This is a genomic window from Sphingobacterium sp. LZ11T8, assembly GCF_024261425.1.
Lineage (GTDB): Bacteria > Bacteroidota > Bacteroidia > Sphingobacteriales > Sphingobacteriaceae > Sphingobacterium.
Genome location: NZ_JANBZY010000007.1, coordinates 109,181 through 132,913, shown reverse-complemented (window position 1 = coordinate 132,913; position 23,733 = coordinate 109,181). Strand labels below are relative to the sequence as shown.

At 41.0% G+C, this 23,733-nt stretch carries 18 protein-coding genes; 4 read left to right on the top strand and 14 right to left on the bottom strand.

What is annotated here, in order from left to right:
- The 3 genes from NLF99_RS16080 (at nucleotide 1) to NLF99_RS16070 (ending at nucleotide 6,111) form a co-directional block, all read left to right on the top strand.
- The gene (locus tag NLF99_RS16080; RefSeq protein ID WP_254529544.1) at nucleotides 1-1,179 is read left to right on the top strand and encodes a glycoside hydrolase family 76 protein; all 1,179 of its coding nucleotides are present in this window, start codon (nucleotides 1-3) and stop codon (nucleotides 1,177-1,179) included.
- Nucleotides 1,180-1,441: 262 nt separating this feature from the next.
- Nucleotides 1,442-4,465 carry a TonB-dependent receptor gene (locus NLF99_RS16075; protein WP_254529542.1) on the top strand — a complete coding sequence of 1,008 codons (3,024 nt, stop codon included), beginning with the start codon at nucleotides 1,442-1,444 and terminating at the stop codon, nucleotides 4,463-4,465.
- An 11-nt stretch (nucleotides 4,466-4,476) separates the two neighbouring features.
- The gene (locus NLF99_RS16070; RefSeq protein WP_185213386.1) at nucleotides 4,477-6,111 is read left to right on the top strand and encodes a RagB/SusD family nutrient uptake outer membrane protein; all 1,635 of its coding nucleotides are present in this window, start codon (nucleotides 4,477-4,479) and stop codon (nucleotides 6,109-6,111) included.
- 253 nt (nucleotides 6,112-6,364) lie between these two features.
- On the opposite strand, the gene nrdF is transcribed toward NLF99_RS16070, so the two are convergent.
- The 4 genes from nrdF to NLF99_RS16050 form a co-directional block, all read right to left on the bottom strand.
- Nucleotides 6,365-7,351, bottom strand: a complete 987-nt coding sequence (nrdF, locus tag NLF99_RS16065) for a class 1b ribonucleoside-diphosphate reductase subunit beta (RefSeq protein ID WP_185213387.1) — start codon at nucleotides 7,349-7,351, stop codon at nucleotides 6,365-6,367.
- A gap of 102 nt (nucleotides 7,352-7,453) precedes the next feature.
- Nucleotides 7,454-9,559 carry a class 1b ribonucleoside-diphosphate reductase subunit alpha gene (gene nrdE / locus NLF99_RS16060; protein WP_185213388.1) on the bottom strand — a complete coding sequence of 702 codons (2,106 nt, stop codon included), beginning with the start codon at nucleotides 9,557-9,559 and terminating at the stop codon, nucleotides 7,454-7,456.
- Nucleotides 9,519-9,926, bottom strand: coding sequence for a class Ib ribonucleoside-diphosphate reductase assembly flavoprotein NrdI (gene nrdI, locus NLF99_RS16055; RefSeq protein ID WP_185213389.1), 408 nt, complete (start codon nucleotides 9,924-9,926; stop codon nucleotides 9,519-9,521). The genes nrdE and nrdI overlap by 41 nt, the downstream gene beginning before the upstream one ends.
- 21 nt (nucleotides 9,927-9,947) lie before the next feature.
- Complete coding sequence (locus NLF99_RS16050; protein ID WP_254529540.1) at nucleotides 9,948-10,181, bottom strand: glutaredoxin domain-containing protein; 234 nt, start codon at nucleotides 10,179-10,181, stop codon at nucleotides 9,948-9,950.
- Between the two features lie 470 nt (nucleotides 10,182-10,651).
- Between NLF99_RS16050 and NLF99_RS16045 the strand changes: the two genes are divergently transcribed.
- A complete protein-coding gene (locus NLF99_RS16045) occupies nucleotides 10,652-13,048 on the top strand; it encodes a S9 family peptidase (RefSeq protein WP_254529538.1) in 2,397 nt (798 codons plus the stop codon).
- A gap of 192 nt (nucleotides 13,049-13,240) precedes the next feature.
- Here the strand turns inward: NLF99_RS16045 and NLF99_RS16040 are convergent, their stop codons facing one another.
- The 10 genes from NLF99_RS16040 to NLF99_RS15995 form a co-directional block, all read right to left on the bottom strand.
- Nucleotides 13,241-13,762 carry a DUF2911 domain-containing protein gene (locus NLF99_RS16040; protein WP_185213391.1) on the bottom strand — a complete coding sequence of 174 codons (522 nt, stop codon included), beginning with the start codon at nucleotides 13,760-13,762 and terminating at the stop codon, nucleotides 13,241-13,243.
- Nucleotides 13,763-14,226: 464 nt separating this feature from the next.
- Nucleotides 14,227-15,480 carry a threonine ammonia-lyase IlvA gene (ilvA, locus tag NLF99_RS16035; RefSeq protein WP_254529537.1) on the bottom strand — a complete coding sequence of 418 codons (1,254 nt, stop codon included), beginning with the start codon at nucleotides 15,478-15,480 and terminating at the stop codon, nucleotides 14,227-14,229.
- Between the two features lie 55 nt (nucleotides 15,481-15,535).
- On the bottom strand, nucleotides 15,536-16,696 hold the full coding sequence (locus NLF99_RS16030; RefSeq protein WP_093100276.1) for a 2-isopropylmalate synthase: 1,161 nt from the start codon (nucleotides 16,694-16,696) through the stop codon (nucleotides 15,536-15,538).
- Between the two features lie 34 nt (nucleotides 16,697-16,730).
- Nucleotides 16,731-17,804 (bottom strand): 3-isopropylmalate dehydrogenase, encoded by a 1,074-nt coding sequence (gene leuB, locus NLF99_RS16025; protein ID WP_185213393.1) that lies wholly within the window; start codon nucleotides 17,802-17,804, stop codon nucleotides 16,731-16,733.
- Nucleotides 17,805-17,807: 3 nt separating this feature from the next.
- On the bottom strand, nucleotides 17,808-19,214 hold the full coding sequence (locus tag NLF99_RS16020; protein ID WP_308214545.1) for an ATP-binding cassette domain-containing protein: 1,407 nt from the start codon (nucleotides 19,212-19,214) through the stop codon (nucleotides 17,808-17,810).
- 56 nt (nucleotides 19,215-19,270) lie between these two features.
- Nucleotides 19,271-19,855, bottom strand: a complete 585-nt coding sequence (gene leuD / locus NLF99_RS16015; protein ID WP_185213395.1) for a 3-isopropylmalate dehydratase small subunit — start codon at nucleotides 19,853-19,855, stop codon at nucleotides 19,271-19,273.
- Nucleotides 19,856-19,867: 12 nt separating this feature from the next.
- Nucleotides 19,868-21,265: a 3-isopropylmalate dehydratase large subunit gene (gene leuC / locus NLF99_RS16010; RefSeq protein WP_185217704.1), complete on the bottom strand. Its 1,398-nt coding sequence runs from the start codon at nucleotides 21,263-21,265 to the stop codon at nucleotides 19,868-19,870.
- 96 nt (nucleotides 21,266-21,361) lie between these two features.
- Entirely contained in the window at nucleotides 21,362-22,843 is a 1,482-nt protein-coding gene (gene ilvC / locus NLF99_RS16005; RefSeq protein ID WP_185213397.1) for a ketol-acid reductoisomerase, read from the bottom strand.
- A 42-nt stretch (nucleotides 22,844-22,885) separates the two neighbouring features.
- Nucleotides 22,886-23,356 (bottom strand): DinB family protein, encoded by a 471-nt coding sequence (locus NLF99_RS16000; protein ID WP_185213398.1) that lies wholly within the window; start codon nucleotides 23,354-23,356, stop codon nucleotides 22,886-22,888.
- A gap of 5 nt (nucleotides 23,357-23,361) precedes the next feature.
- Nucleotides 23,362-23,733 (bottom strand): glyoxalase superfamily protein, encoded by a 372-nt coding sequence (locus tag NLF99_RS15995; RefSeq protein ID WP_254529533.1) that lies wholly within the window; start codon nucleotides 23,731-23,733, stop codon nucleotides 23,362-23,364.

The window sequence follows — 23,733 nt, the reverse complement described above, 5'->3', positions numbered from 1 at the left end:
ATGAAAAAGACATTCATCCTAACCGTAATTTGTTTTATGCAGCTTGTGCAAGTACTTGCACAGCCCAACCCTGCAGTACCATCTTTTGCTGAGCAAGCAGCGATAAGCTTGGACTCCATCTATAAGCATTATGGTATTAAAGGGGAATATTTACTTCGCGAGAATTTTCCATATGATGATAGCTACAAAGCCAGTTATCTGGCCGGACCCGATGAAGGCAAAAAGGGAAATGCCTATTCCTACCTTTGGCCATTTTCAGGCTCACTTTCTGCTCAAGTGGCCCGTTATGAGCTTCATAAAGACCCAAAGATCCTTAAAGAGATCAAAACCAAGGTCCTGCCGGGATTGGAACATTATTATGATAAAAGAGAACCATATGGCTATGCCTCTTATGTGAAAAATGCCCCATTATCAGATCGATTCTATGATGATAACGTTTGGTTGGGAATAGACTTTGCCGATCTATACCTGAACACGAAGGACAAGAAATTCCTAGCTAAATCGGAGGAGATCTGGCGTTTTGTGGAAAGTGGAATGGATGATAAACTAGGGGGAGGGATCTATTGGTGCGAACAGAAAAAAGAATCCAAGAATACCTGTTCTAATGCTCCGGCTGTGGTCTATCTGTTAAAGCTGTATGAGGCGACCAACAAAAGAGCATATCTAGAGAAAGCGGAGAAATTGTACCAATGGACCAAGGAGCATTTGGAGGATCCTGTGGATCATCTCTATTTTGACAACATTTCCTTGACGGGTAAAGTAAACAAAACAAAATTTCCCTATAATTCCGGACAAATGTTACAATCGGCTGCCTTATTTTATAAAATTACAAAGGACCAAAAATACCTGAAAGAAGCGCAGGAAATTGCTGCTTCTGCGCATGAATATTTCTTCCAAGATAAAGCATTGAATTCTGGCAAAAAAATCAAGCTTTTCAAGAACTCCGATTCCTGGTTTATCGCCGTGATGTTGAGGGGTTTTGTAGAGTTGTACCATGCCGATAAAAATCCACTGTATATCAACAGTTTCAAGGATAATTTACGTTATGCCTGGACGGATCTAAGGGATGAACACGGCTTGTTCAACAAGGACTGGACGGGTGAAAAAAAGAGCGCCAAAAAATGGTTGCTGGACCAACTGGCCATGGTGGAAATGTACGCTCGAATTGCCTCCATTTAGGCACTAAAATTCCTGCACTTTTTTAGCAGAATATAACACAAGTGTTACCAAACTTTGTGCTGTTAATTTTAGGTTTTTAACATAAATTTTCTAATTTACCCGAATATCAATAAAACAAAGGATAATATTTAACTAATTATCACGTTACTTTTATTGGGTCATTCAGAATCAAACTTGTGTCCCAATTAAACTAAATCGTTTTAGGATTAAGTATCAGTTTTATAGACCTTTAAAAATTATTTATTCATTAACGTTAATTAACATGCCAAACATTTACAGTTCAAAAATGTATCGGAAAGGCTTTGTCAGAGGGAGCATATTGTGCTTTGCGCTGATGGCTTGCAGTTATGGTTATGCTGCATCGGTACCGTATTCTGAAGCGACAAGGATGGAGAAGGTTGAATTTCAACAGACAGTGACGGGGACGGTGAAGAATGCAAGCACGGGGGAAGCACTTTCAGGAGTGACCGTCCGCGTGAAGGGAAAAGAAGCAGCGGCCCAAACCGATGATGCCGGTAATTTTAGCATCGCAGCAGAAAACGGAGATGTTCTCCAGGTAAGTTACATTGGATTTAAATCCCAAGAATTTCCAGTAACCTCTGCAACAGCCAATGTAAACCTGAGCCCAGACGAAGAATCATTGGATGAGGTAGTCGTAGTTGGTTACGGTACTCAGAAACGTAAGGAGATTACTTCCGCAGTGGCTTCCGTAAAGGAAAAGGACTTTAACAGAGGGGGAATGAGAAACCCGATGGAATTGGTCCAAGGTAAAGTAGCTGGTCTGAACGTAACTCGGACGCAAGGAAGTAACCCGAACTCAGGAACCAATATTCAGTTACGTGGTATGGCTTCCCTAAAAGGATCCAATAGCCCATTGGTGGTTATCGATGGTATCCCTGGTGGTAACCTGGACCTGATCAAACAAGGGGACATCGAGTCCATCGACGTATTGAAGGATGGTTCTGCAGCGGCAATCTATGGTACCCGTGGTAACGGTGGTGTAATTTTGGTTACAACTAAAAAAGGTAAGGCTGGAACACCTCAGTTTGAATACTTGACGTATGGACAGACTGAAATCGTAAACCGCAGACCAACCATGTTGGATGCTGCTCAGTTTAGGGATAAAGTAGTTGTAGGATTGGATAGACCAAAATATGATTTAGGTGCTACAACTGATCTATATGATGAATTGATCAATAAGGATAACTTTTCGCATTTCCATAACTTCATTGCCAGCGGCGGTGGGGAAAACTCAACATACCGTGCTTCTTTCAACTATGAACAGGCAAAAGGTGTGGCTAAGGAAAATGGTAAAGAGCAATTTGGTGGACGTATCAACTTCAGCCAAACAGGATTGAAGGATCGTTTGACCTTATCAGCTAATATTGCTGCCAACTTTAATAAAGCCAATCTATTGGGTGGACAAACAGGGGATTTTGAACAAGCCATTCAACGTAACCCGACTGCGCCATTGGTGAATGCCGATGGAACTTTCTACCAAACCCAGGAATACAATAACTATAACCCGATGAGCCGATTGGCCTATAGGTTAAATGAGCGTAACCAACAGACATTTTCTGGTGATGCCCGTTTGAAGTTCAAGATCTTGGACGAATTGAGCGTTTCGGCATTCGGTTCTTATGTAAGAGACAACTGGAACGGTCGTGAATTCCGTTCTAAATTAGATTGGGACCAAAGGGAAGACTCCAACTACCAAGGAATGGGATATGCGTATAAACGCAATGAACTGAACTGGACAAAAACCTTTGAAAGTACCATTGACTATAACAAAACCTTCAACGAGAAACATACCGTTACTGGATTATTAGGTTATAGTTATCAATACTCAACTTTGGAGTGGTTTGACATGAACAATAATGGTTTTACCACCGACGGATTCCTAGATTGGGACTTTAACTCCGGTACTGCCATTACCAATGATAAATTACCTAGACCAGGGTTGAATTCATTTAAAGAAGACAACACCCTGATCGCATTCTTTGGACGTGTAAACTATAATTATGCAGACAAGTACTTTGTTACTGCGATCTTACGTCGTGAAGGATCTTCAAGATTTGGTGCCAACAACAAATGGGGTAATTTCCCAGCAGTTTCAGCAGGTTGGAATATTTCAAACGAAGACTTCTTTACCAACAAAGAAGTGGTTAATGACTTGAAGCTACGTGCTGGTTATGGTGTTACGGGTAACCAAGGTATCCCTAACTACCTATCGTTAGTTACCTTAGGTACTGGTGGTGTATATCCGCAGAACGGGATCTATTACCAAACTTACGGTATTTCCACAAACCCGAATCCGGACTTGAAATGGGAGCAAAAAGCAGAAACCAATATCGGGGTTGACTTTGGTATGTTCAATAACCGTTTGACGGGTGCTATTGATGTTTATCACAGAAAGACTACTGACTTATTGTATGAATACAATGCGCAGTTGCCTGCTTACGTACAGCCATCGATTTGGTACAACGTAGGTGAAGTGGTGAACAAAGGTATCGAGATCCAATTGACCGGTACGCCGATCGCCAATGATAACTTTACATGGCAAGTTGATTTTGCCGGTAACTACCAAAAGAACAAGTTGACCAAACTATCCAGTGATATCTTTAAGAGTAACTGGTTAGAGTTCGGAGGTTTGCCTTCGCCAGGAAACTTGGGTAATGCTATCCGTCTGGAAGAAGGTGGCGAGGTCGGATCATTCTACGGTAAGAGATTCGCTGGATTTGACGATGCTGGAAAATGGTTATTCTACAAAGCTGATGGTTCTACGGCACATGCTGGCGAAATCAACAACGATGACCTGACCTATATCGGGAATGGTATTCCAAAATTCCAGGCTTCCCTTGGTAACCGATTCAGTTATAAAGGATTTGACCTGACCGTATTCTTGAGAGGTAAATTCAAATATGATATCTTGAACACTGCAGATATGTATTTTGGAAACCAAAAATGGTTACCGAACAACGTATTGGAGTCTGCATTTGGCAAACATGCTGCCTTGAAGGATGACCCGCAGTACTCAGACTACTATTTGGAAAACGGTTCATTTGTTAAGATCGACAATATTACCCTTGGATATACTTTCAACCTTAAGAATGACTATTTGAGGAATTTATATGTGTATATGACCGCAAGGAATCTTGCAACCATTACTTCTTATTCTGGAATAGATCCGGAATTGCAAGATACTGGATTTGATGGAGGTATCGATTCTAGAGGATTCTACCCTAGAACACAATCATGGTCATTGGGATTAAATATTGGTTTTTAAAGAAGTAAATTATGAGATTATTAAATAAACGTACGATACGATTTGCAGCCGTTGCGGTAATGGCGACAGCTGGACTTTCCGCTTGTACCAATTTAGATGAGAATCTATATAGCAAATTAGAACAGGAAAGTTTCTATAAGAATAAATTGGAGGTAGAGCAGGCCGTATTAAGACCATTCACGCACATGCAGGCATGGTTGGCCCCTACAGGAGGTTCCGGATTTTACTATCATTCGGAATTAGCAGCAGATCAAGTGGCTTGGCCGCAAAAAGGTCGCCATGGTTATGATGGGGGAGACCACTTCCGTATGCACTACCATACCTGGACAGTGAACGAAAATAGGCTGAAGAATGCGTGGGATTTGATGTGGACCGGTGTAGGTTTTATCAATAATGCCATTGGGGATATCGAGAAGTTGGATTTTGCAAGCATCAACATGACCCAAGAAGAGATCAATACCGCTGTTGCACAACTAAAGGTGTTGAGAGCTTACCACTATATGCGCATCATGGATATGTGGGGAAATGTGCCGATTGCAGTTGAAGTAGCTGACAAGCCATTGAACCCGGAGACCAAGACCAGAAAAGAGGTTTTTGATTTTATAAAGACCGAATTGGAGGCCGAGGTTCCGAAGTTGCCAGATCTGACTGCTGAATCTGTTGGTAAGGTAAACCGAGCAGCAGGTTATGCCATGCTTTCGGAGCTATATCTGAATGCACAGAAATGGTCGGGCACTGCCATGTGGGATCAAGCGATCGCTGCATCGGATAAGGTCATCTCAGGTGCTGGCGGCGGAATCGGAGGTACACCGAAGCTTTCTGCTGACATCAATGCTGCCTTCAGCAATACGAACTCAGCAAATCCAGAGGCGCTATTCCAATTCCAGTTCAGCCGTAAAGGTGGATGGGCTTTTGATTGGGGCGGATTCTATTTCGGATATGATTATATGAAAGAGGCCTTGAACGTAGGTTACGGAGGATGGAATGCATTCGTGGTTATTCCTACTGCATTTGACGCTTACAACGCCAAAGACTTAAGAAAGAAAGATTGGTTCTTGTTCGGTCCTCAATATAAATACGGTACCCAAACTCCAGTGGTAGGGACAGAAGAGTATTCTGGACAACCTTTAGTATTCGTTAATTCCATTCGTCGTGAGAGTGAAGGAGATAAAACTTCACAAGGATCGATGGCGGAAGGAGAAGAAAACTCAGGAGCAAGGTTTAACAAGTATAAATCAGGTCGTTTATCGGATGATAACTACCAAGAGAATGATTACTTGATCTACCGTCTGAGCGAGGTTTACTTTAACAAGGCAGAAGCTATCATGCGCAAGAATGGTGGAACGGCCAACCAAGAAGCTGTAAACTTGATCAATGAGTCTAAGAAGCGCTCATTTGCAGCAGCAGACTGGGCTGCCAACCAGTATTCTACAGCTACCTTGACTTTAGACGAGCTTTTAGCTGAACGTGGCCGTGAGTTTATCTTCGAAGGTAAACGCAGAACCGACCTTATCCGTTTCGGAAAATACACAAGCGGAGCATGGTGGGATCATAAAGCAACCAACGATGTCAACAAGGAATTGTTCCCAATTCCACAACAACATATGGCCATCAACCCTAACCTGAAACAAAACCCAGGTTACTAAGAGACCATTGTTTAGACATAAGACATAAGACATAAGACACAAGACACAAGACAGGGGACGCGAGATAAGCTAGAAAGTTCTAATGTCTTATGTCTATAAAAAAAACTTCTAGACACAAGACATAAAACATGGGAGGCAGGATAAGCCACGAGATAAGCTAGAAAGTTCTAATGTCTTATGTCTGTTGTCTTATGTCTATAAAAAAACTCCCCTCAATTTTACTTGAGGGGAGTTTTTTTTATAACAAAGAATATTAAATCTCTACTGTAGCATCTAATAGGAAATCTTCATTTTTTAGGTGGACGATTTCCGTTGCTTTTTCGTAGTTAGTAGATTTTTTGGAGAAGAAATCGTGTTGGGTGGTTTCTGTGTTCAGACCGTTCAATACGATTGGGTTTACTTGTTTTACCTCGAAGATAGGTTCGAAACCTAAGTTCATCAGTGCTTTGTTTCCGTTGTAACGTACGTATTCCTTTACCTCAGCAGTCAATCCTACTACGGTGTACAATTCTTCTGTGTATTTGATTTCGTTCTCGTACAGCTCGTTTAAGAGGTCTAGGAAGCGTTGTTTAACTTCAGCTTTGTTCTGCAGTCTTGCAAATACCTCTTGACCGATAAGGCCAACGAATACACCGTGGATAGATTCATCAGCGATGATCTTTTTGATGATATCAGCAGAGGCTACCATCTGTCCCTGACCACATAACCATAAAGGCAAGAAGAAACCAGAGTAGAAAAGGAAAGATTCCAATAAAACCGAAGCACCTAGAGCCATGAACAGTTCTTCGTCAGATACATTTTCTTTATCGATGGCACGGTAGTACTTGTCGATCGTTGAAGCTTTGTACTGTAAGAATTTGTTTTGGGAAACCCATCCGAAAACGTCATTGATTTCATTGGTTGTGGAAACCGTTGTAAAGATGGTTGAATATGATTTGGCGTGGATCGCTTCCATCATACACATATAAGAAAGAACAGCTTTGTTCTGCAATGAGTCAATGTGGTCAATGATCTTTGGCATACCGGTATGGCTTTGTAGGGTATCCAATAATGTAAGACCGCCTAGGGCTTTCTTATAACATTCTTTCATATCCCAGCTTAGGCCTTTCCAGCTGTCTATATCCTTGGAAGGGATGTATTCTGTATCGATCCAGAATTGTCTGATATTCTGTTCCCAGAACATCAAGGCGTAATCGTTGTCCGGTGTATTCCAGTTTACCGCTGTAAATTGTTTGCTCATTGCTTTTCTTATATCTTTTAGTTGAAGAAGCTGAACTGGATAATTTTCAATTTCCAGTTCAGCTTCTCCGTGATTTATGTCTTGGGTTCTAACGAGAATGTCTTATGCTGAACAAGAGATACATTCCTCGATGGTAGATTTACGCGTACGGGTGTAGTACAATGATTTCAGTCCTAACTTATGGGCGTAAATGTAGTATTTCGCTAGATCACGAGTGGAGTCTTTTGAATTGGTGTGAAGGATGGTGGATACCCCTTGGTCAATATGACGTTGGATAACCGAGATCAACTTCAACACTTTCATCTGGTCCATATCGTAAGCTGATTTGAAATAGAAGTAGTTGTCATTGGTCAAGTAAGGCATTGGGTAATAAGTCGTACTATCACCGTACTCTCTTACTTCGATGATGTCCACGATCGGCATGACAGAAGCAGTTGCATTCATGATGTATGAAGTAGACTGGTTAGGAGCGATCGCTAAGCGGTACGCATGGTAAACACCATGTTCAGCCACTTGAGCTTTTAGGTTCGCCCAATCTTCCAATGTTGGGATGTGGATGCCTTCGAACAATTCTTTTACTTTTTCCGTTTTCGGCGTGTATTCATGCGAAAGGTATTTATCGAAATAAGTACCATCAGCGTAAGCTGATTTTTCGAATCCTACGAAAGTCTGTTGGCGTTCTTTTGCAATCTCCATGGAAGCCTCGATAGAATAGTAGTTCATGGCCATGAAGAAGATGTTGGCGAAATCCAATGCTTCGGTAGATTCGTACATGATAAAGCTTTTCGCTAGGTAGCCATGTAGGTTCATTGCTCCTAAACCAACAGAGTGAAGCTCGCGGTTTGCTTTAGCGATGGAAGGAACCATTTCGATATTGGTGACATCAGAAACCACGGTTAAGGCACGCATAGCGGTTTTAACAGTTTCTTTGATGCGTTTGTTGTCCATGACCGTTGCAATGTTCAAGGAGCCTAGGTTACAGGAAATACCGTAACGGATAGTGTCTTCTTTACCGTAAATGTTGATATCAGATACTTCTGATACTTGCATGATCTCGGTACACAGGTTAGAGAATTTTACTTTACCGATTCCATTCAATGCGTGTGCACGGTTAGTGTTCTCTTTGAAGAAGATGTATGGGTATCCCGACTCTTTTTGTGTCTGAGCGATTTTCACCAATAGGTGACGGGCATTGATTTTTTTCTTTTTAACGTTAGGGTTGGTTATCAACTCATCGTACATCGCATCCATGTCAATTTCATCAAGGTACTGACCGTACTCTTGCATTACTGTGTGCGGGTAGATCAGGTAGCAAGGCTCATCCTTTTCTGCTAATTCCATGAATTTATCAGGAACGATAATACCGATGGAAAGAGACTTGATACGAACTTTCTCGTCTACGTTGATTTTTTTACAATCCAAGAATTCTTCGATATCCGAGTGGAAGATGTTTAAGTATACAGCACCTGCACCTGGGCGTTGACCAAGTTGGTTAGCATAGGAGAAGGTATCTTCCATGATTTTCATGATCGGTAATACTCCACCAGCACGTCCTTCCACACCTTTGATGGCTTCGCCACGGGCACGGATCTTGGAGATGTTGAAAGAAACTCCACCACCGATAGATGATAGTTTCATTGCCGAATCGACAGCATAGCCGATACCATTCAGGTTATCGCCGATTTCGTCCAAGAAACATGACACCAGTTCGCCGGAGCGTTTTTTACCAGCGTTCAAGAAAGTCGGGGTAGCGGGCTGATATTCTTGACTGATCATGATTTCGGCATACTCGATAGCTTTCTGTACGCCTTCTTCTCTAGCCAAGAATAGGGCTACAGCAACGACGCGGTCTTCATAGCGTTCCAAGAACTTCTCGCCAGAGTCATCGCGCAGGGCGTAACTTTGGAAGAACTTGAATGCAGCCATAAAGGATTGGAAACGGAATTTTTTGGCGAATACATAGTTGTACACCTCTTCCATTTGCTCAAACGTAAACCATTGGTAGAAATCGATGTAATAATCGTTTTCGACCAAATAGTCGATTTTTTCCTTCAATGTATAGAAGAACACGGTGTTCTTGTTCACATATTCCAGGAAATAGGCGCGTACAGCCTCCTTGTCTTTATGCAAGCTGAACTCGTCATCATGTTTGATCATGATTTCGTTGTTAAGCAATATCCAGTTTTTCGCTACCTCGTTTGCTATCATAGTACTGATTTTTTATGATGTCAATAAATTGATTAATATCTTCCATTGTGCCTGAAAGTTCGAATTTCATCGCCGTAGGGATGTCGAATATTTCAGAGATTTTGTCTGCAGCCACGGCAAAGTTTCTTCCCCAGTTGCGGTTACCACTTGAAGTAACGGAACTGATGAGATGACTTTTTTCTTTCATGAATGCATCGGTTTTGTCTGGCACTTTACCAAAGTTGGTGGTATAAGTGATCAGATGTCCAGCTTCCTTACCTTCCAAGTCATCTTGGATGCGGATGGCTGTCCAGCCGGTAATCTGAACCACTTTATTGATAAAGCGTTCCACATTACCTGTTCGAGAATCATAGTATAAATAAATCATAATTCCTCCGGTTTATGATTATTACAATGCGATTTGATCGAGTTCATTTGGATTGAATCCAATGATTCGGTTTTTGATTTCATCGTTCTCCAGTACGATCACAGTCGGTACGGTACGAACTTTAAACTTAACGGCTAATTCAGGTTCGTCGAAAGGATTAATGGTTTCATAGGCAATACCTTTACTGTCTAGGTATGCCGATACTTGTGCGCATGGTGCACAGTCATTTTTTTCGAATTTAATGATTCTTGCCATGATATATTAAGTTTAAAAGAATTTTAGCTGAATAAGCCTTGGTCCTTTGATAAATAAAAAAAACGTTGTGACTTAAGAAGGTCATTTTCTTAAGTAGAACAAATATCTCTTATTTTTCCTCGGAGCGGTAACGATACTTTTCCACATTGATTTCCAAAATCAGGTTAAAACATGCTTGGTAACATTCACTTATTGTTAAAGGCTTGTTTTACAGCTTTATAACTATGTTGATAACTTATGGGGGATAATTTTAGGGCGGAAATCGTTCCTCTTTTTATTGTCAAATTACCTTGCAATTTTTGTTAATATTAACCAAAATCGTTATATATTTTTAAAAGTAAATTATAAAATAATATATTGTTAGATTTGTGTAAATCTAATGTGCTACTTTATTAACAATTGTTAGGAAGTACGACCCGAACCAAGGGTGACTATTAATGAATTTATTAAATGTTTATGAAACCATAATTATGAAATGTAAATTTTTAGTACCATTTCTCTTGTTGTTTTCGAGTGTGTCTGCTCAAGAGAATGTAACCTTTCAAAAACCATCCACAGAAATCCTTCAGTTAGCAGATTTCAAGCGTCCGCCGAGCATCCAGATGAGCAGCGACAAGAATTGGGTACTGTCTATGTACCGCCCAACCTACAAAACGCTTTCTGAACTGGGCGTGGAGGAAACGAAGCTTGCAGGTCTACGGATCAATGCAAAGGCGCACATCTCGAGTACCGAGACCTATTTTGACGCCCTTAGCCTAAGTCCAGCTGGATCCAAAGAGGTGATCGAAATCCAATTGCCAGAGATGGCAAAGGTATCGAACGTGAGCTTTTCGCCAGATTCGAAGAAGTTGGCCTTTACCAACAGCCAGGAAAATGGAGTGGCTCTCTTTGTTTTTGACATCGAAAAGAGAGAACTGAAAAAACTAACGGAGTATAACCTCAATGCTGTCATGCACGACCCTTATATGTGGTACAAGACTTCAGATCGCTTGCTGTTAAGTTTGATTGATGGATCCGCAACCGATAAGGTTAGGAATCCAGATGAGTTGCCAACGGGGCCGGTGGTATCGAGTTCGACAGGACAGGTTTCGCAATTGCGTACCTATCAGGATCTATTGAAAAACCCGCAAGATGAGCAACAATTCGAGAACCTGGTGAAGTCCAAATTGGTTTGGTTAGGTTTGGATGGAAAGGAAGAGCCTTTTAAAAATGCTGACCTGCACATGAATTCATCAGTATCTCCTGATGGTCAATATGTTTTGGTCACTACCCTGAAAAAGCCTTTCTCCTATGTTGTTTCTTATGGAAGCTTTCCAATGGAAACGAATGTGTATGACCTAAAAGGGAACTTGGTAAAGAAGGTGAACGAGACGCCATTGATGGAAATCATGCCGAAAGGATTCTCTTCCACACGACCTGGCAAACGTTCTTTGTCATGGAGAACGGATAAACCTGCGACACTTGCCTTTGTACAGGCATTGGACGGGGGAGATGCCAATAAGCCAGCAGAATTTAGAGATGAGCTCTTTGTTTGGGATGCGCCTTTCAATGCTGAACCAAAATCCCTGATCAAGATCAAAGACCGCTATGCAGGAACTCTATGGGGCAACGATGACTATGCCTTGGTATATAGCCAATGGTATGATACCAGAAATGGAAAAACCTACTTACTGAATCCAAGTACCGGTAAAAATCAGGTGATCTATGACCTGAATGTTCAGGATATCTATTCAAATCCAGGGACACCATATCGTGATAAGAATGATTTCGGTGCCTATAGCATGTATATCAAAAACGGCAAGTCTTATTGGATAGGTAATGGTTATACCAAAGAAGGGGAATATCCATTTATCGATGAATATGACTTCAAGACGCAGAAGAAGAAACGTATCTACACGGCGAAGGAGTCGAAGATGCAGGAGCGTATCTATTCGGTAATCGATATGGCCAAAGGAGATATTTTGGTTTCTCTGCAATCACCTACTGATTTCCCTAATTACTATTCCAAAAATATCAAGACCGGCAAGGAAAAGGCCGTAACTGAGATAGCCAATCCATTCCAGTCCTTGGCGAATGTCCACAAGGAAGTGTTGAACTACAAACGTAAGGATGGAGTCGACCTTTCAGGTACTTTGTACCTGCCAGCAGGCTATGACAAGAAAGAGAAGTTGCCTTTATTGATCTGGGCTTACCCTCGTGAATATAAGGATAAGAGTACTGCAGGCCAGAGCACCAATAATCCTAAGGAATTCACTTTTCCTAGTTATGGATCCTTTATTTATTGGGTAGCTAAAGGATATGCAGTATTGGATAATGCGGCTTTCCCGATCGTGGGTGAAGGTACGCAAGAACCTAATGATAATTTCATCGAGCAATTGGTTGGCAATGCCGAAGCAGCAATCGATGCGGTGGACAAGTTGGGCTATGTGGACAGAAATAAGGTAGCTGTTGGAGGTCACTCGTATGGTGCCTTCATGACTGCACACTTGTTGAGCAATTCTAAGCTGTTTGCAGCAGGTATTGCGCGTTCCGGTGCATACAACCGTACCTTGACTCCTTTTGGTTTCCAGAGCGAGCAAAGGAACCTTTGGGATGATCCAAACCTATATATCACCATGTCGCCTTTCTTTAGCGCGGACAAGATGAAGACGCCGATGTTGTTGGTTCATGGTGCTGCAGATAATAATCCTGGTACTTTTACTTTGCAGACTGAGCGTTATTTCCAAGCATTGAAAAACTTGGGTGCTCCAGTAAGAATGGTATTGTTGCCAAGAGAGTCTCATGGCTATGCGGCGAAGGAAAACATCTTCCATCTTCTTTGGGAACAAGACCAGTTCTTGGAGAAGTATGTGAAGAATAAACAGTAGACAGTAGATTATAGACAATAGACATAAGACAATAGACTTGGTAGGGCTGATCAGATTATTTGCGTTTATTATGACCAAGGGTTTATAAACAAAGGGGAGTTCCCGTTGGTTTGTCGCCTGAAGGACTCTGATGTCTTTTGTCTAGTCTCTAAATAAAATAAAGGAGTCCTTTTGTAAAAGGACTCCTTTATTTTATTTATCCGCTTTAACCGAAATTGGCAGGCCGTAGTCGCCCCATTTCACTTTGATGGTTCCATCTTTGTCAGCGGTGATTTTGAGGCGTTCCAGGTTTTCACCGTTTTCCTCATTGTCGACTTGCACGCGTAAGGCATCATCCTTTTCGTTGTAATCGGTACCCCATTGTTTCCATGTTTTATTAAAGATCACGGTTGATTGGGATTCACCTGGAATGGAATAGAGGCTGTATTTTCCAGCAGGAAGTTTTTGGCCGTTTACCAATACGTTTTTGTCGAATTCTACGGTAGTAGCTTCATTGGCTCCTGTTCTCCAAACCTCCCCAACTTTTGCAAGGTCTACACCTAACTTACGTCCTTTTAATGAAGGGCTGCTGTACTTGATCGAGATGGTTACTCCATCATCTGTAGTGACCATGGCACTGTCCGCTGGACTAGCCTTTGGCTTTTTTTCTTGAGCTTGAGCCATGGAAAAACCGCACAGCAGGGTCAAGATTAATAAGATTGTTGATGCTTTCATCGTAAGTATGATTTTGGTTATTGACTAAATAATAAACTGAAATTAGCGATAATTGTTGTATAATTTAGTTGTAAATCAATAAGTTATTTAAAATTTAAGATAACATTAGGATTTATTTACACTTCTTAACATTAAATATCTCTAATATTGATTTATAATCTATCCTAGAATTTAGGTTTGTTAGTTAGATAAAGTTATGATAGATTAAAATTTTCTAGAACATCTATTTGTATTGGCAAGCGGGTAAAATTAAGCTAATGCAGATAGGTGTTCTTCTTTTTGGGATTGGCATTTGTTGACGGTCAATAAATTAGGATTTCCAGTCCTTATCTACGCTTAAACTTTTTTAGTTGTTTTGTAACAAAAGAGTCAAAAAATTGATAATATCTGTAAAACAAAAAAGCAACGACCATAAGAAATAATGGCCGTTGCATCTACTTTATTTTGGAGGGTTAGTTGCGTTTTTATACCAGATACTCAAATAATGTCTGGTCTTTGTTCAATTCGATAAAGTCAAATTTATAAGACTTTAATCGTTCTATAAATGTAATATAATCATTTGGATCATTTAATTCAATACCAATTAAGGCAGGACCTCTTTCTCGTTCTGTTTTTTTGATGTATTCAAAACGAGTGATATCATCTTTAGGACCAAGTACTTCGGTAACCAATAATTTCAATGCACCAGGTCTTTGCGGGAAGCGAACGATAAAGTAATGTTTAAATCCTTCATACAATAAGGAAAGCTCTTTGATCTCGCTCATTCGGTCGATATCGTTGTTTCCTCCAGAAATGATACAGACTACCTTTTTGCCTTTGATTTCATCTTTGTGGAAATCCAATGCAGCAACGGAAAGTGCCCCTGCAGGTTCTACTACAATGGCATCCTTATTATATAATTCTAGAATGGTTGTGCAGATCTTGCCTTCAGGAATCGATTTCACACCGTCCAACAGTTTTGAACTGATGTCGAAGGTCAGAGCCCCAACTTTCTTAACTGCAGCACCATCAACGAATTTATTGATTTGCTCCAGTTCAATCGGGCTACCATTCTGGATTGCCGCCTGCATGGATGGAGCCCCTTCTGGCTCTACGCCATAACATTTTACTCCAGGAGCAAATTTGCGGATATGATAGCTTACTCCTGAAGATAGGCCACCACCACCAATAGGAATAAAAATCGCGTCTACATCAGGTAAATCTTCAAGGATTTCAACAGCAACTGTTCCTTGACCTTCAATGACTTTCAGGTCATCAAACGGAGGGATAAAGGTCATGTTATGTTCCTTGGTATATTCTAAAGCGGCTTTTTGGCAGTCATCGAACGTGTCGCCAATCAGAACGATTTCGATATTGCCATTCCCCCACATCTCAGTTTGGGTAATTTTTTGTCTTGGGGTAGGGCCGGGCATAAAGATTACGCCTTTGATATCTAATTTTTTGCAGGATAAGGCCACGCCTTGGGCATGGTTTCCAGCACTGGCACAGACAACACCACGTTCTCTTTCCTCTTGGGAAAGACTACAGATTTTGTTGAAAGCACCACGTAATTTATAAGATCTCACTACTTGGAGATCTTCCCTTTTAAGATAGACCTCAGCTCCGTATTTTTCAGAAAGATGATGGTTGTACTGCAATGGCGTACGGGTAACCACATCCTTGATCTGTTCTTTAGCAGCAACCGAGTCTATGGTCAGTGTTGATAGGTCCAAACTCATTCTAATCTGTTCGTTTGTTTAGGTGGATGTAAAGGCTGGTCACCCAGCCTTTGTATTAATTTTCTTTTACCAAGATCAGCAAATCCTCATCGCAGATTTCTTTTTTGGCATCTGCTAAGATCAAGAATCGTTGGTAACAATCTGCTAATTTATCTTTATCTAGGTTATAACCTAGTCTTTCAAGATGGTGTTTCAAGGCGTGACGACCTGAACGAGCCGTTAAGATAATGTCTGCTTCTTCCAAGCCTACATCCTCTGGACGGATGATCTCGTAATTCTCACGGTGTTTTAGGAAGCCATCTTGGTGGATTCCGGAGCTATGTGCGAAAGCATTACGGCCAACAATAGCTTTGTTCGGCTGTACCGGCATGTTCATCATTTCACTTACTTTTCTGGAAAGGTAAGTGAACATTCTGCTGTCGATATTGGAAGATAATCCTCCAAAAGCCTGGTTATGTACTTTCAGGATCATGGCAACTTCTTCCAGAGAAGTATTTCCCGCGCGTTCACCGATTCCGTTGATGGTACATTCCACCTGGCGAGCACCATTTTGGATGGCTGCAATGGAATTGGCAGTCGCTAATCCTAAGTCGTTATGGCAATGTGCTGAAATAATGGCCTGATCGATGTTCTTTACATTTTCTTTCAGGTATTTGATTTTGGAGCCATATTGATCCGGTAAACAATATCCATTGGTATCTGGAATATTAACAACGGTTGCGCCAGCAGCAATCACTGACTCGATCATTTTTGCCAAGAACTCTAAATCGGCACGGCCAGCATCCTCTGCATAGAATTCAACATCTTCTACATAAGATTTGGCATGCTTTACAGCTGCTACAGCACGTTCTAGGATTTCTTCACGGGTACTGTTGAATTTATATTTGATGTGCATGTCTGAAGAGCCGATTCCAGTATGGATACGGGGTCTTTTTGCATATTTCAATGCATCAGCAGCCACATCGATATCGTTCATGTTAGCACGGGTCAGTGCACAGATGATCACATCATTAACAGCCTTGGATAGTTCGACAACCGATTGGAAATCTCCAGGGCTTGAAACAGGAAATCCTGCTTCAATAATATCTACCCCTAAGCGTTCCAAATCTTTGGCAATTTCGATTTTTTCAGGAGTTGTCAATTGGCAACCCGGCACTTGCTCACCGTCACGTAATGTCGTATCGAAAATGTATAAGTGATTAGGATCGTGTAACATATTGTCTCAATTTATGTTTATACCTTGATTAATTCTATTTCAAAAACTCTAAAACTTTAGCCCCCATTTCCTGAGTGCCTAAAATCTTTTCGGCTGGGGTATCTGCATTGGCGATATCACCAGTTCTCCAACCAGCTTTCAATGTTTCGGCAACGGCATTGGTCACTTCTTTTGCCTCATCTTGTAAACCGAAGGCGATGTCCAACATCAATGCGGCTGAAAGGATAGAAGCTAGCGGATTAGCTTTATTTTGTCCCGCGATATCATGTGCAGAACCATGGATAGGTTCAAAGAATCCTGTTCCATCACCCACAGAAGCCGAAGCTAACATTCCCATTGAACCGGCGATCTGTGATGCTTCATCAGTTAAGATGTCACCAAAAAGGTTTGCCGTCAATACCACATCAAATTTCTTAGGGTTCTTAACCAATTGCATGGCAGCATTATCGATGAACATGTGTTCAGTCTCAACATCTGGGTATTCTTTCGCGATTTCTTGGACAACCTCTCTCCACAATCTTGATGTTTCCAATACGTTGGCTTTATCCACTGAACAAAGTTTTTTACTTCTCGTCCTTGCTGCATCGAATGCTTTACGGGCAATACGGTCAACTTCGTAGCGGTTATAGTTCATCAGATCGGAAGCGAAACTATTGTCTTCATTACGTTTCTTTTCACCGAAATAAACATCACCTGTTAATTCACGGAAGAAAAGGATATCAGTACCACGAAGGACTTCTGGTTTCAGGCTTGAAGCATCCAATAGTTCATCGAACAACAGGATAGGACGTAAGTTGGCATATAAGCCTAATTCCTTACGAATCTTTAATAAGCCCTGTTCAGGACGTACCTTGGCAGAAGGGTCATTATCATATTTAGCATGACCGATCGCACCGAAAAGGATAGCGTCAGAAGCTTTTGCTTTTTCTAGTGTTTCATCTGGTAATGGATTTCCTGTAGCTTCAATAGCAGTGTGGCCCATGATTGCCTCGTCGAAAATAAATTCGTGATTATATTTTTCGGCAATTTTATTCAGAACTTCTTTTCCCCAGGTAGTAACCTCTTGTCCAATTCCATCTCCGGGAATAATAAGAATGTTTTTCTTCATGTGTTATAAAACGTTTTCAACTTTATTTTCCAAGGCGATGACTTCACCTTTTTCTAATACAATTCTTTTTTCAATGCAGCTCGGAAGCTGACTTTCATAATGTCCGACATAGATCAATGTCTTGCCGTGCTGGCAAAGTTCATCGACTACATCATTAAAATACTTTGCTTGCTGCGAATCCAAGCCTTGGCAGGGTTCATCCAATACCAATAATGGAGGATTTTTGATAATGCTCCTGGCTAACATCGCCAAACGCTGTTTGCCTAATGTAAGGGTATGCAGTAATTGATCCTTATGCTCCGTCAAATCAAAGAAAGCCATCAGCTCCTCGATCTGTTTCTTTTCTTGGAACTTGACATCAATGAACCATCCGATACTGTCGTAAAATCCAGAAGCCAGCGTATGCCAAACCGTTGCGTTTTGGTCGAAATACCAGTGCATTTCTGGAGATATCATTCCAATCTTCTGTTTGATGTCCCAAATACTCTCACCGGATCCGCGTTTGTTTCCAAACAGCTCGATGTCCAATCCATAAGATTGCGGATGATCTCCATTGATCAAACTCAATAAGGTGGATTTTCCTGAACCATTCGGACCTTGTAGCAACCATTTCTCGCCTACTTCTACCTTCCAAGATACTTTGTTCAGCACAACCTTCTCACCATACCTGATAATTATATCTTTCAGATCAGCAACCGTGCTATAATTAGTCTCTGGAACTTGGTGAAGAAAAGCAGGCAATTCTTTTTTTACGCGCTCCTCATCTTGGATGATCTCATCAAAAGATCTTACCGATTCGATCTGACCGTCTACAATATGTGCATATCGGTTGATGGATTTTGGTAACTGCCTATCATTTGAAATAATAAAAAGCTGTACACCTTCAGCAACAAGTTCATCTAACCAGATATTCAATTCTAACCTAGATTGCTTATCCAAACCTGTATAAGGTTCATCAATGATCAGAAGCTGTGGTTTCAACCAAAGTGACTTGACCAATTGCAATTTCTTGTGCTCTCCACTTGAAAGTTCAATCAATTGAGAATCCATGGTATGTTCAAAACCCATGGCAACAATCTTATCATGGATATCTTCTATTCGAAGGTTTTCCTTCTTCGCAAAATGAAGCAGTTCAGCTTTGACCGTCAGGGTATCATTCCCTTGATGACGGTTATAGCGTTGTTGATAATAGAAGTTTCTGTCGCCTTCTAAATTGGTAAACTGATACCAATTAGAAACGTAGATTACTTTTTGAAGGAGAGGGCAATTGGAATCGAATTCAACTTTCACTTCGCCAGCTGCAGTTATCAATCCTGCAATTGCTTTTGCCAAAGTTGTTTTCCCAGAACCACTCTTGCCAGCCAATACATAGTTTTCATCGGGCTCAATAGTCCAAGACAAATTGTTCAAAACAGTAGTTAGACCGTATGAAACCGATAAATTTGATATTTGGACGAAAGCAGCCATTATCTGTTTTGTTCGAAAGCTTCGATTTCCGCTTTTTGGCTTAAGATATAGTCGATATCATCATAGCCATTGATCAAGCATGATTTTTTATAAGGATTGATTTCAAATGTAAATTTGTCATCAGTTCCTTCAATGCCGATAGTTTGAGCTTCTAGGTCAACCACCACTTCCGTATCTGGATTAGCAAAAACCTTCTCAAAGATTTTTTCTAAGAATTCCTCAGGAACCGTGATAGGCAAGACACCGTTGTTCAAGGCATTTCCTTTGAAGATATCAGCAAAGAAAGAGCTAACTACCACATCGAAGCCATAATCTTGAATAGCCCAGGCAGCATGCTCACGAGAGGAGCCACAGCCAAAGTTCTTACCGGCAACCAATACCTTGCCTTTATAAGTTGGGTCATTCATAACGAAGTCCGCTTTAGGCTGATCTTCGCTGTCAAACCGCCAATCGCGGAATAGGTTATTTCCAAATCCTTCACGCGTCGTTGCCTTAAGGAAACGGGCAGGGATGATCTGGTCTGTATCTATATTTTCTATCGGTAGAGGAACTACACGAGAGGATAATTTTTCAAATTTTTTCATGATTCTAATTCTTTACACTAATTCCCTTACGTCTACAATTTTACCAGTTACTGCTGCAGCTGCTGCGGTAAGCGGGCTTACCAGCATGGTGCGTGCGTTTGGTCCTTGTCTACCTTCAAAATTTCTGTTAGAAGTAGAAACACAGTATTTACCAGCAGGGATCTTATCTTCATTCATCCCTAGACATGCAGAACAGCCAGGTTCACGAAGCATAAAACCTGCTTCTTCAAATATCTTGTCAATACCTTCAAGTTTAGCCTGAGCCTCCACTTGTTTTGATCCTGGAACGATCCATACTTCCACATTCTCCGCCTTATGCTTACCTTGAACGAAGGCCGCTACTTGGCGTAAGTCTTCAATACGGGAGTTGGTACAACTTCCGATGAATACATAATCCACCGGTTTTCCAATGACCTGATCGCCATCGTGGAATCCCATGTAGTTTAAGGCTTTTTGATAAGAAGGGCGTTCATTCTCAGGTTGAGAGGTGGTTGTAGGAATGGACTCCGTGATTCCGATACCCATACCTGGATTGGTACCATAGGTAATCATCGGCTGTATATCGGCAGCATCAAAGGTCAATACCTTATCAAACTCTGCATCATCATCGGAATACAACGTCTTCCAATAAGCCAATGCTTTATCCCATTCTTCTCCTTTTGGAGCAAATTCACGACCATTGATATAATCAAAAGTCGTTTGGTCAGGTGCAATCAATCCACCACGAGCACCCATTTCAATACTCATATTACAGATGGTCATTCGACCTTCCATACTCAATGAGCGAATAGCAGAACCAGCATATTCAACAAAATAGCCTGTTCCACCAGCTGCAGAAATCTTGGAAATGATGTAAAGGATGATATCTTTAGCACCCACACCTTTTCCTAGTTCACCATTAACCTCGATTTTCATGGTCTTGGGTTTTTGCAGCAATAAACATTGTGTAGCAAATACCTGCTCTACTTGAGAAGTCCCGATTCCAAATGCAATAGCACCAAAAGCGCCATGCGTAGAAGTGTGGCTATCTCCGCATACCATGGTTTTTCCAGGAAGGGTGATGCCTAATTCAGGCCCAATAACATGGACAATGCCTTGGAATGGGTGGCCCAATCCATAAAGTTCAACACCAAACTCCTTACAGTTTTTGGTCAGCATGTCTACTTGGTAGCGAGAAAGTTCTTCTTTGATTGGCAAGTGCTGGTTTAATGTTGGGACATTATGGTCAGCCGTTGCTACAGTTTGATCCGGACGGAGTACAGGCAGTCCTCTTTTGCGCAAACCATCAAATGCCTGTGGGGAGGTCACTTCATGGATGAGGTGGGTATCGATATATATGATATCAGGAAACCCTTCTTGACGCTTGACGACATGTGCATCCCAAATTTTTTCTACTAATGTTTTTCCCATTTTTCTCTTTATCTCTTGTTGGTTTGAAATTTTAAAAGGGGTAAAATTAAAATATGGTAATTTTACCCCAATTTTAGCTATCTAATTTACGAAAAATTAAACAGTTTGAATAGCTTTCATAGCAGTCATTGCTTTACGCAATTTTCTACCTACGGTTTCTACTTCATGATTTCTTAAAATCTCGTTAACCTGTACTAATTTGATGTTGTCCACAGAACCATCCTTGCCTTCATTGAAGTTTTTACCAACAACATCTGTGTCGATTTTCTTCATGAAATCTGCCAATAATGGCTTACAAGCTTGGTCAAATAAATAACATCCATATTCAGCTGTGTCAGAAATAACACGGTTCATCTCGAATAATTTCTTACGAGCAATTGTATTTGCGATCAATGGAGTTTCGTGCAATGATTCGTAATATGCCGATTCTGGTTTGATTCCAGCTTCAACCATCGTTTCGAAAGCCAATTCAACACCAGCTCTCACGAAAGCAACCATCAATAGATAATTGTCAAAATATTCCTGTTCTGAAATCTTAACATCGCCAGCAGGTGTTTTCTCAAAAGCAGTTTCTCCAGTTTCAGCTCTCCATTTCAATAGGTTTGAATCTCCATTAGCCCAGTCTTCCATCATGGTCTTGCTGAATTCACCAGACATGATGTCATCTTGGTGTTTCTGGAACAATGGACGCATAATATCTTTCAGTTCTTCCGACAATTCAAAAGCCTTGATTTTCGCAGGGTTGCTCAAGCGGTCCATCATACCACTTACCCCACCATGTTTTAAAGCTTCAGTAATAACTTCAACACCGTATTGAACAAGTTTTGAAGCATAGCCAGCATCGATTCCTTTTTCTACCATTTTATCAAATGAAAGAATAGAACCTGTTTGCAACAAACCACAAAGGATAGTTTGCTCACCCATTAAATCTGATTTTACCTCTGCTACGAATGATGATTTCAATACACCAGCACGGTCACCACCAGTACCGGCACAGTATGCTTTTGCTTCCGCCCAACCTTTGCCTTGTGGGTCATTTTCTGGGTGAACAGCGATCAAGGTAGGAACACCAAATCCTCTCAAGTATTCAGCACGAACCTCTGAACCTGGACATTTTGGAGCTACCATGATAACCGTGATATCCGGACGGATCTGCATACCTTCTTCAACGATATTGAAACCGTGTGAATAGGATAGGGTAGCACCTTCTTTCATCAATGGCATTACGGCATTGATAACGGATGTATGTTGTTTATCTGGAGTCAAGTTGATAACTAGGTCAGCAGAAGGAATCAATTCTTCGTAAGTTCCAACCTTAAAATTGTTATCTGTTGCATTTTTCCATGAATCTCTTTTTTGTTCAATAGCTTCTTTACGCAATGCATAAGATACGTCCAATCCGCTATCTCTCAAGTTTAAACCTTGGTTCAAGCCTTGAGCTCCACAACCTACGATTACGATTTTTTTACCTTTTAAAGCTTCTACTCCTTCGTTGAATTCGGATGAATTCATGAATTCTGCAACGCCTAATTGATCTAATTGCTCTCTAAGAGGTAATGTGTTGAAATAATTTGCCATTGTAATACTGAATTAAATATTTTTTTCGATTAAGGTTTCTTATTATTTGTTGTTGATTATTCTTTTTTGTGCCGTCGCATAGCCATAGTGCAGGTTGTCATGACCTACCGAAGTGATCAGGACATCTTCAATGCTATTTAACGTAGCGCCATAGGTTGCCGTCTCATAAGGAGTCGTAGTCTTGAAAACTCCGGCATTGTAATCAGCCTCGATCTCACGGATGGAACTCAATGCGATTTCCTTAAGTTCATTTACTTCCTCTTGGCTTACGAAGTATGTAGGTTTAGTGCCTTTTGCATAGGCATCCACATACTTTACCCAGCTCACGCCCTCACGGATTCCTGTGCGGGTATAGCTTAATGTTTGTGTACTCACTACGATATGTCCAAAATTCCAGATGATATTGTTGTTGAATCCTGTTGGAATTTCGTTCAATTGCTCTAAGGACAATTCATCGATTAATCGGATGAATGCCTTGCGGCCATCGATAATGAATTGGAATACTTTTTCCATTTGTTCTATGCTTTTTTAATCGGCTCGTTGAATGATATCCTATTGCCAAATGGATCAATGACTTGAACACAGTGGCAGTTATAGAATGTTTCCTCGTAGCTGGGTTTATTGTACTTATAATTCTTTTGAATCAATTGCTCATGATATGCCTTTAGTCCAGTGCAATTCACAAAAACCTGTGAACCCGGAGTGGCATCTCCATGATGCTCGCTGAGGTGCATTGCCATGCCATCTCTGGAGATCTGCATGTAAATAGGAGAATTGTCATCAAATCGATGTTCCCAGTCAATGTGAAAACCAAGCCAGTCGATGTAAAACTCGACTGCCTTGGCATAATCAAATATCCTGAATATCGGTATGACCTGTTCTACTTGCAT

What these genes read in the sequence shown, in the direction of transcription:
- NLF99_RS16080 (WP_254529544.1), top strand. Translation starts at nt 1, where the DNA reads ATGAAAAAGACATTCATCCTAACCGTAATTTGTTTTATGCAGCTTGTG.
- NLF99_RS16075 (WP_254529542.1), top strand. Translation starts at nt 1,442, where the DNA reads ATGCCAAACATTTACAGTTCAAAAATGTATCGGAAAGGCTTTGTCAGA.
- NLF99_RS16070 (WP_185213386.1), top strand. Translation starts at nt 4,477, where the DNA reads ATGAGATTATTAAATAAACGTACGATACGATTTGCAGCCGTTGCGGTA.
- nrdF (WP_185213387.1), bottom strand. Translation starts at nt 7,351, where the DNA reads ATGAGCAAACAATTTACAGCGGTAAACTGGAATACACCGGACAACGAT.
- nrdE (WP_185213388.1), bottom strand. Translation starts at nt 9,559, where the DNA reads ATGATAGCAAACGAGGTAGCGAAAAACTGGATATTGCTTAACAACGAA.
- nrdI (WP_185213389.1), bottom strand. Translation starts at nt 9,926, where the DNA reads ATGATTTATTTATACTATGATTCTCGAACAGGTAATGTGGAACGCTTT.
- NLF99_RS16050 (WP_254529540.1), bottom strand. Translation starts at nt 10,181, where the DNA reads ATGGCAAGAATCATTAAATTCGAAAAAAATGACTGTGCACCATGCGCA.
- NLF99_RS16045 (WP_254529538.1), top strand. Translation starts at nt 10,652, where the DNA reads ATGAAATGTAAATTTTTAGTACCATTTCTCTTGTTGTTTTCGAGTGTG.
- NLF99_RS16040 (WP_185213391.1), bottom strand. Translation starts at nt 13,762, where the DNA reads ATGAAAGCATCAACAATCTTATTAATCTTGACCCTGCTGTGCGGTTTT.
- ilvA (WP_254529537.1), bottom strand. Translation starts at nt 15,480, where the DNA reads ATGAGTTTGGACCTATCAACACTGACCATAGACTCGGTTGCTGCTAAA.
- NLF99_RS16030 (WP_093100276.1), bottom strand. Translation starts at nt 16,696, where the DNA reads ATGTTACACGATCCTAATCACTTATACATTTTCGATACGACATTACGT.
- leuB (WP_185213393.1), bottom strand. Translation starts at nt 17,804, where the DNA reads ATGAAGAAAAACATTCTTATTATTCCCGGAGATGGAATTGGACAAGAG.
- leuD (WP_185213395.1), bottom strand. Translation starts at nt 19,855, where the DNA reads ATGAAAAAATTTGAAAAATTATCCTCTCGTGTAGTTCCTCTACCGATA.
- leuC (WP_185217704.1), bottom strand. Translation starts at nt 21,265, where the DNA reads ATGGGAAAAACATTAGTAGAAAAAATTTGGGATGCACATGTCGTCAAG.
- ilvC (WP_185213397.1), bottom strand. Translation starts at nt 22,843, where the DNA reads ATGGCAAATTATTTCAACACATTACCTCTTAGAGAGCAATTAGATCAA.
- NLF99_RS16000 (WP_185213398.1), bottom strand. Translation starts at nt 23,356, where the DNA reads ATGGAAAAAGTATTCCAATTCATTATCGATGGCCGCAAGGCATTCATC.
- NLF99_RS15995 (WP_254529533.1), bottom strand. Translation starts at nt 23,733, where the DNA reads ATGCAAGTAGAACAGGTCATACCGATATTCAGGATATTTGATTATGCC.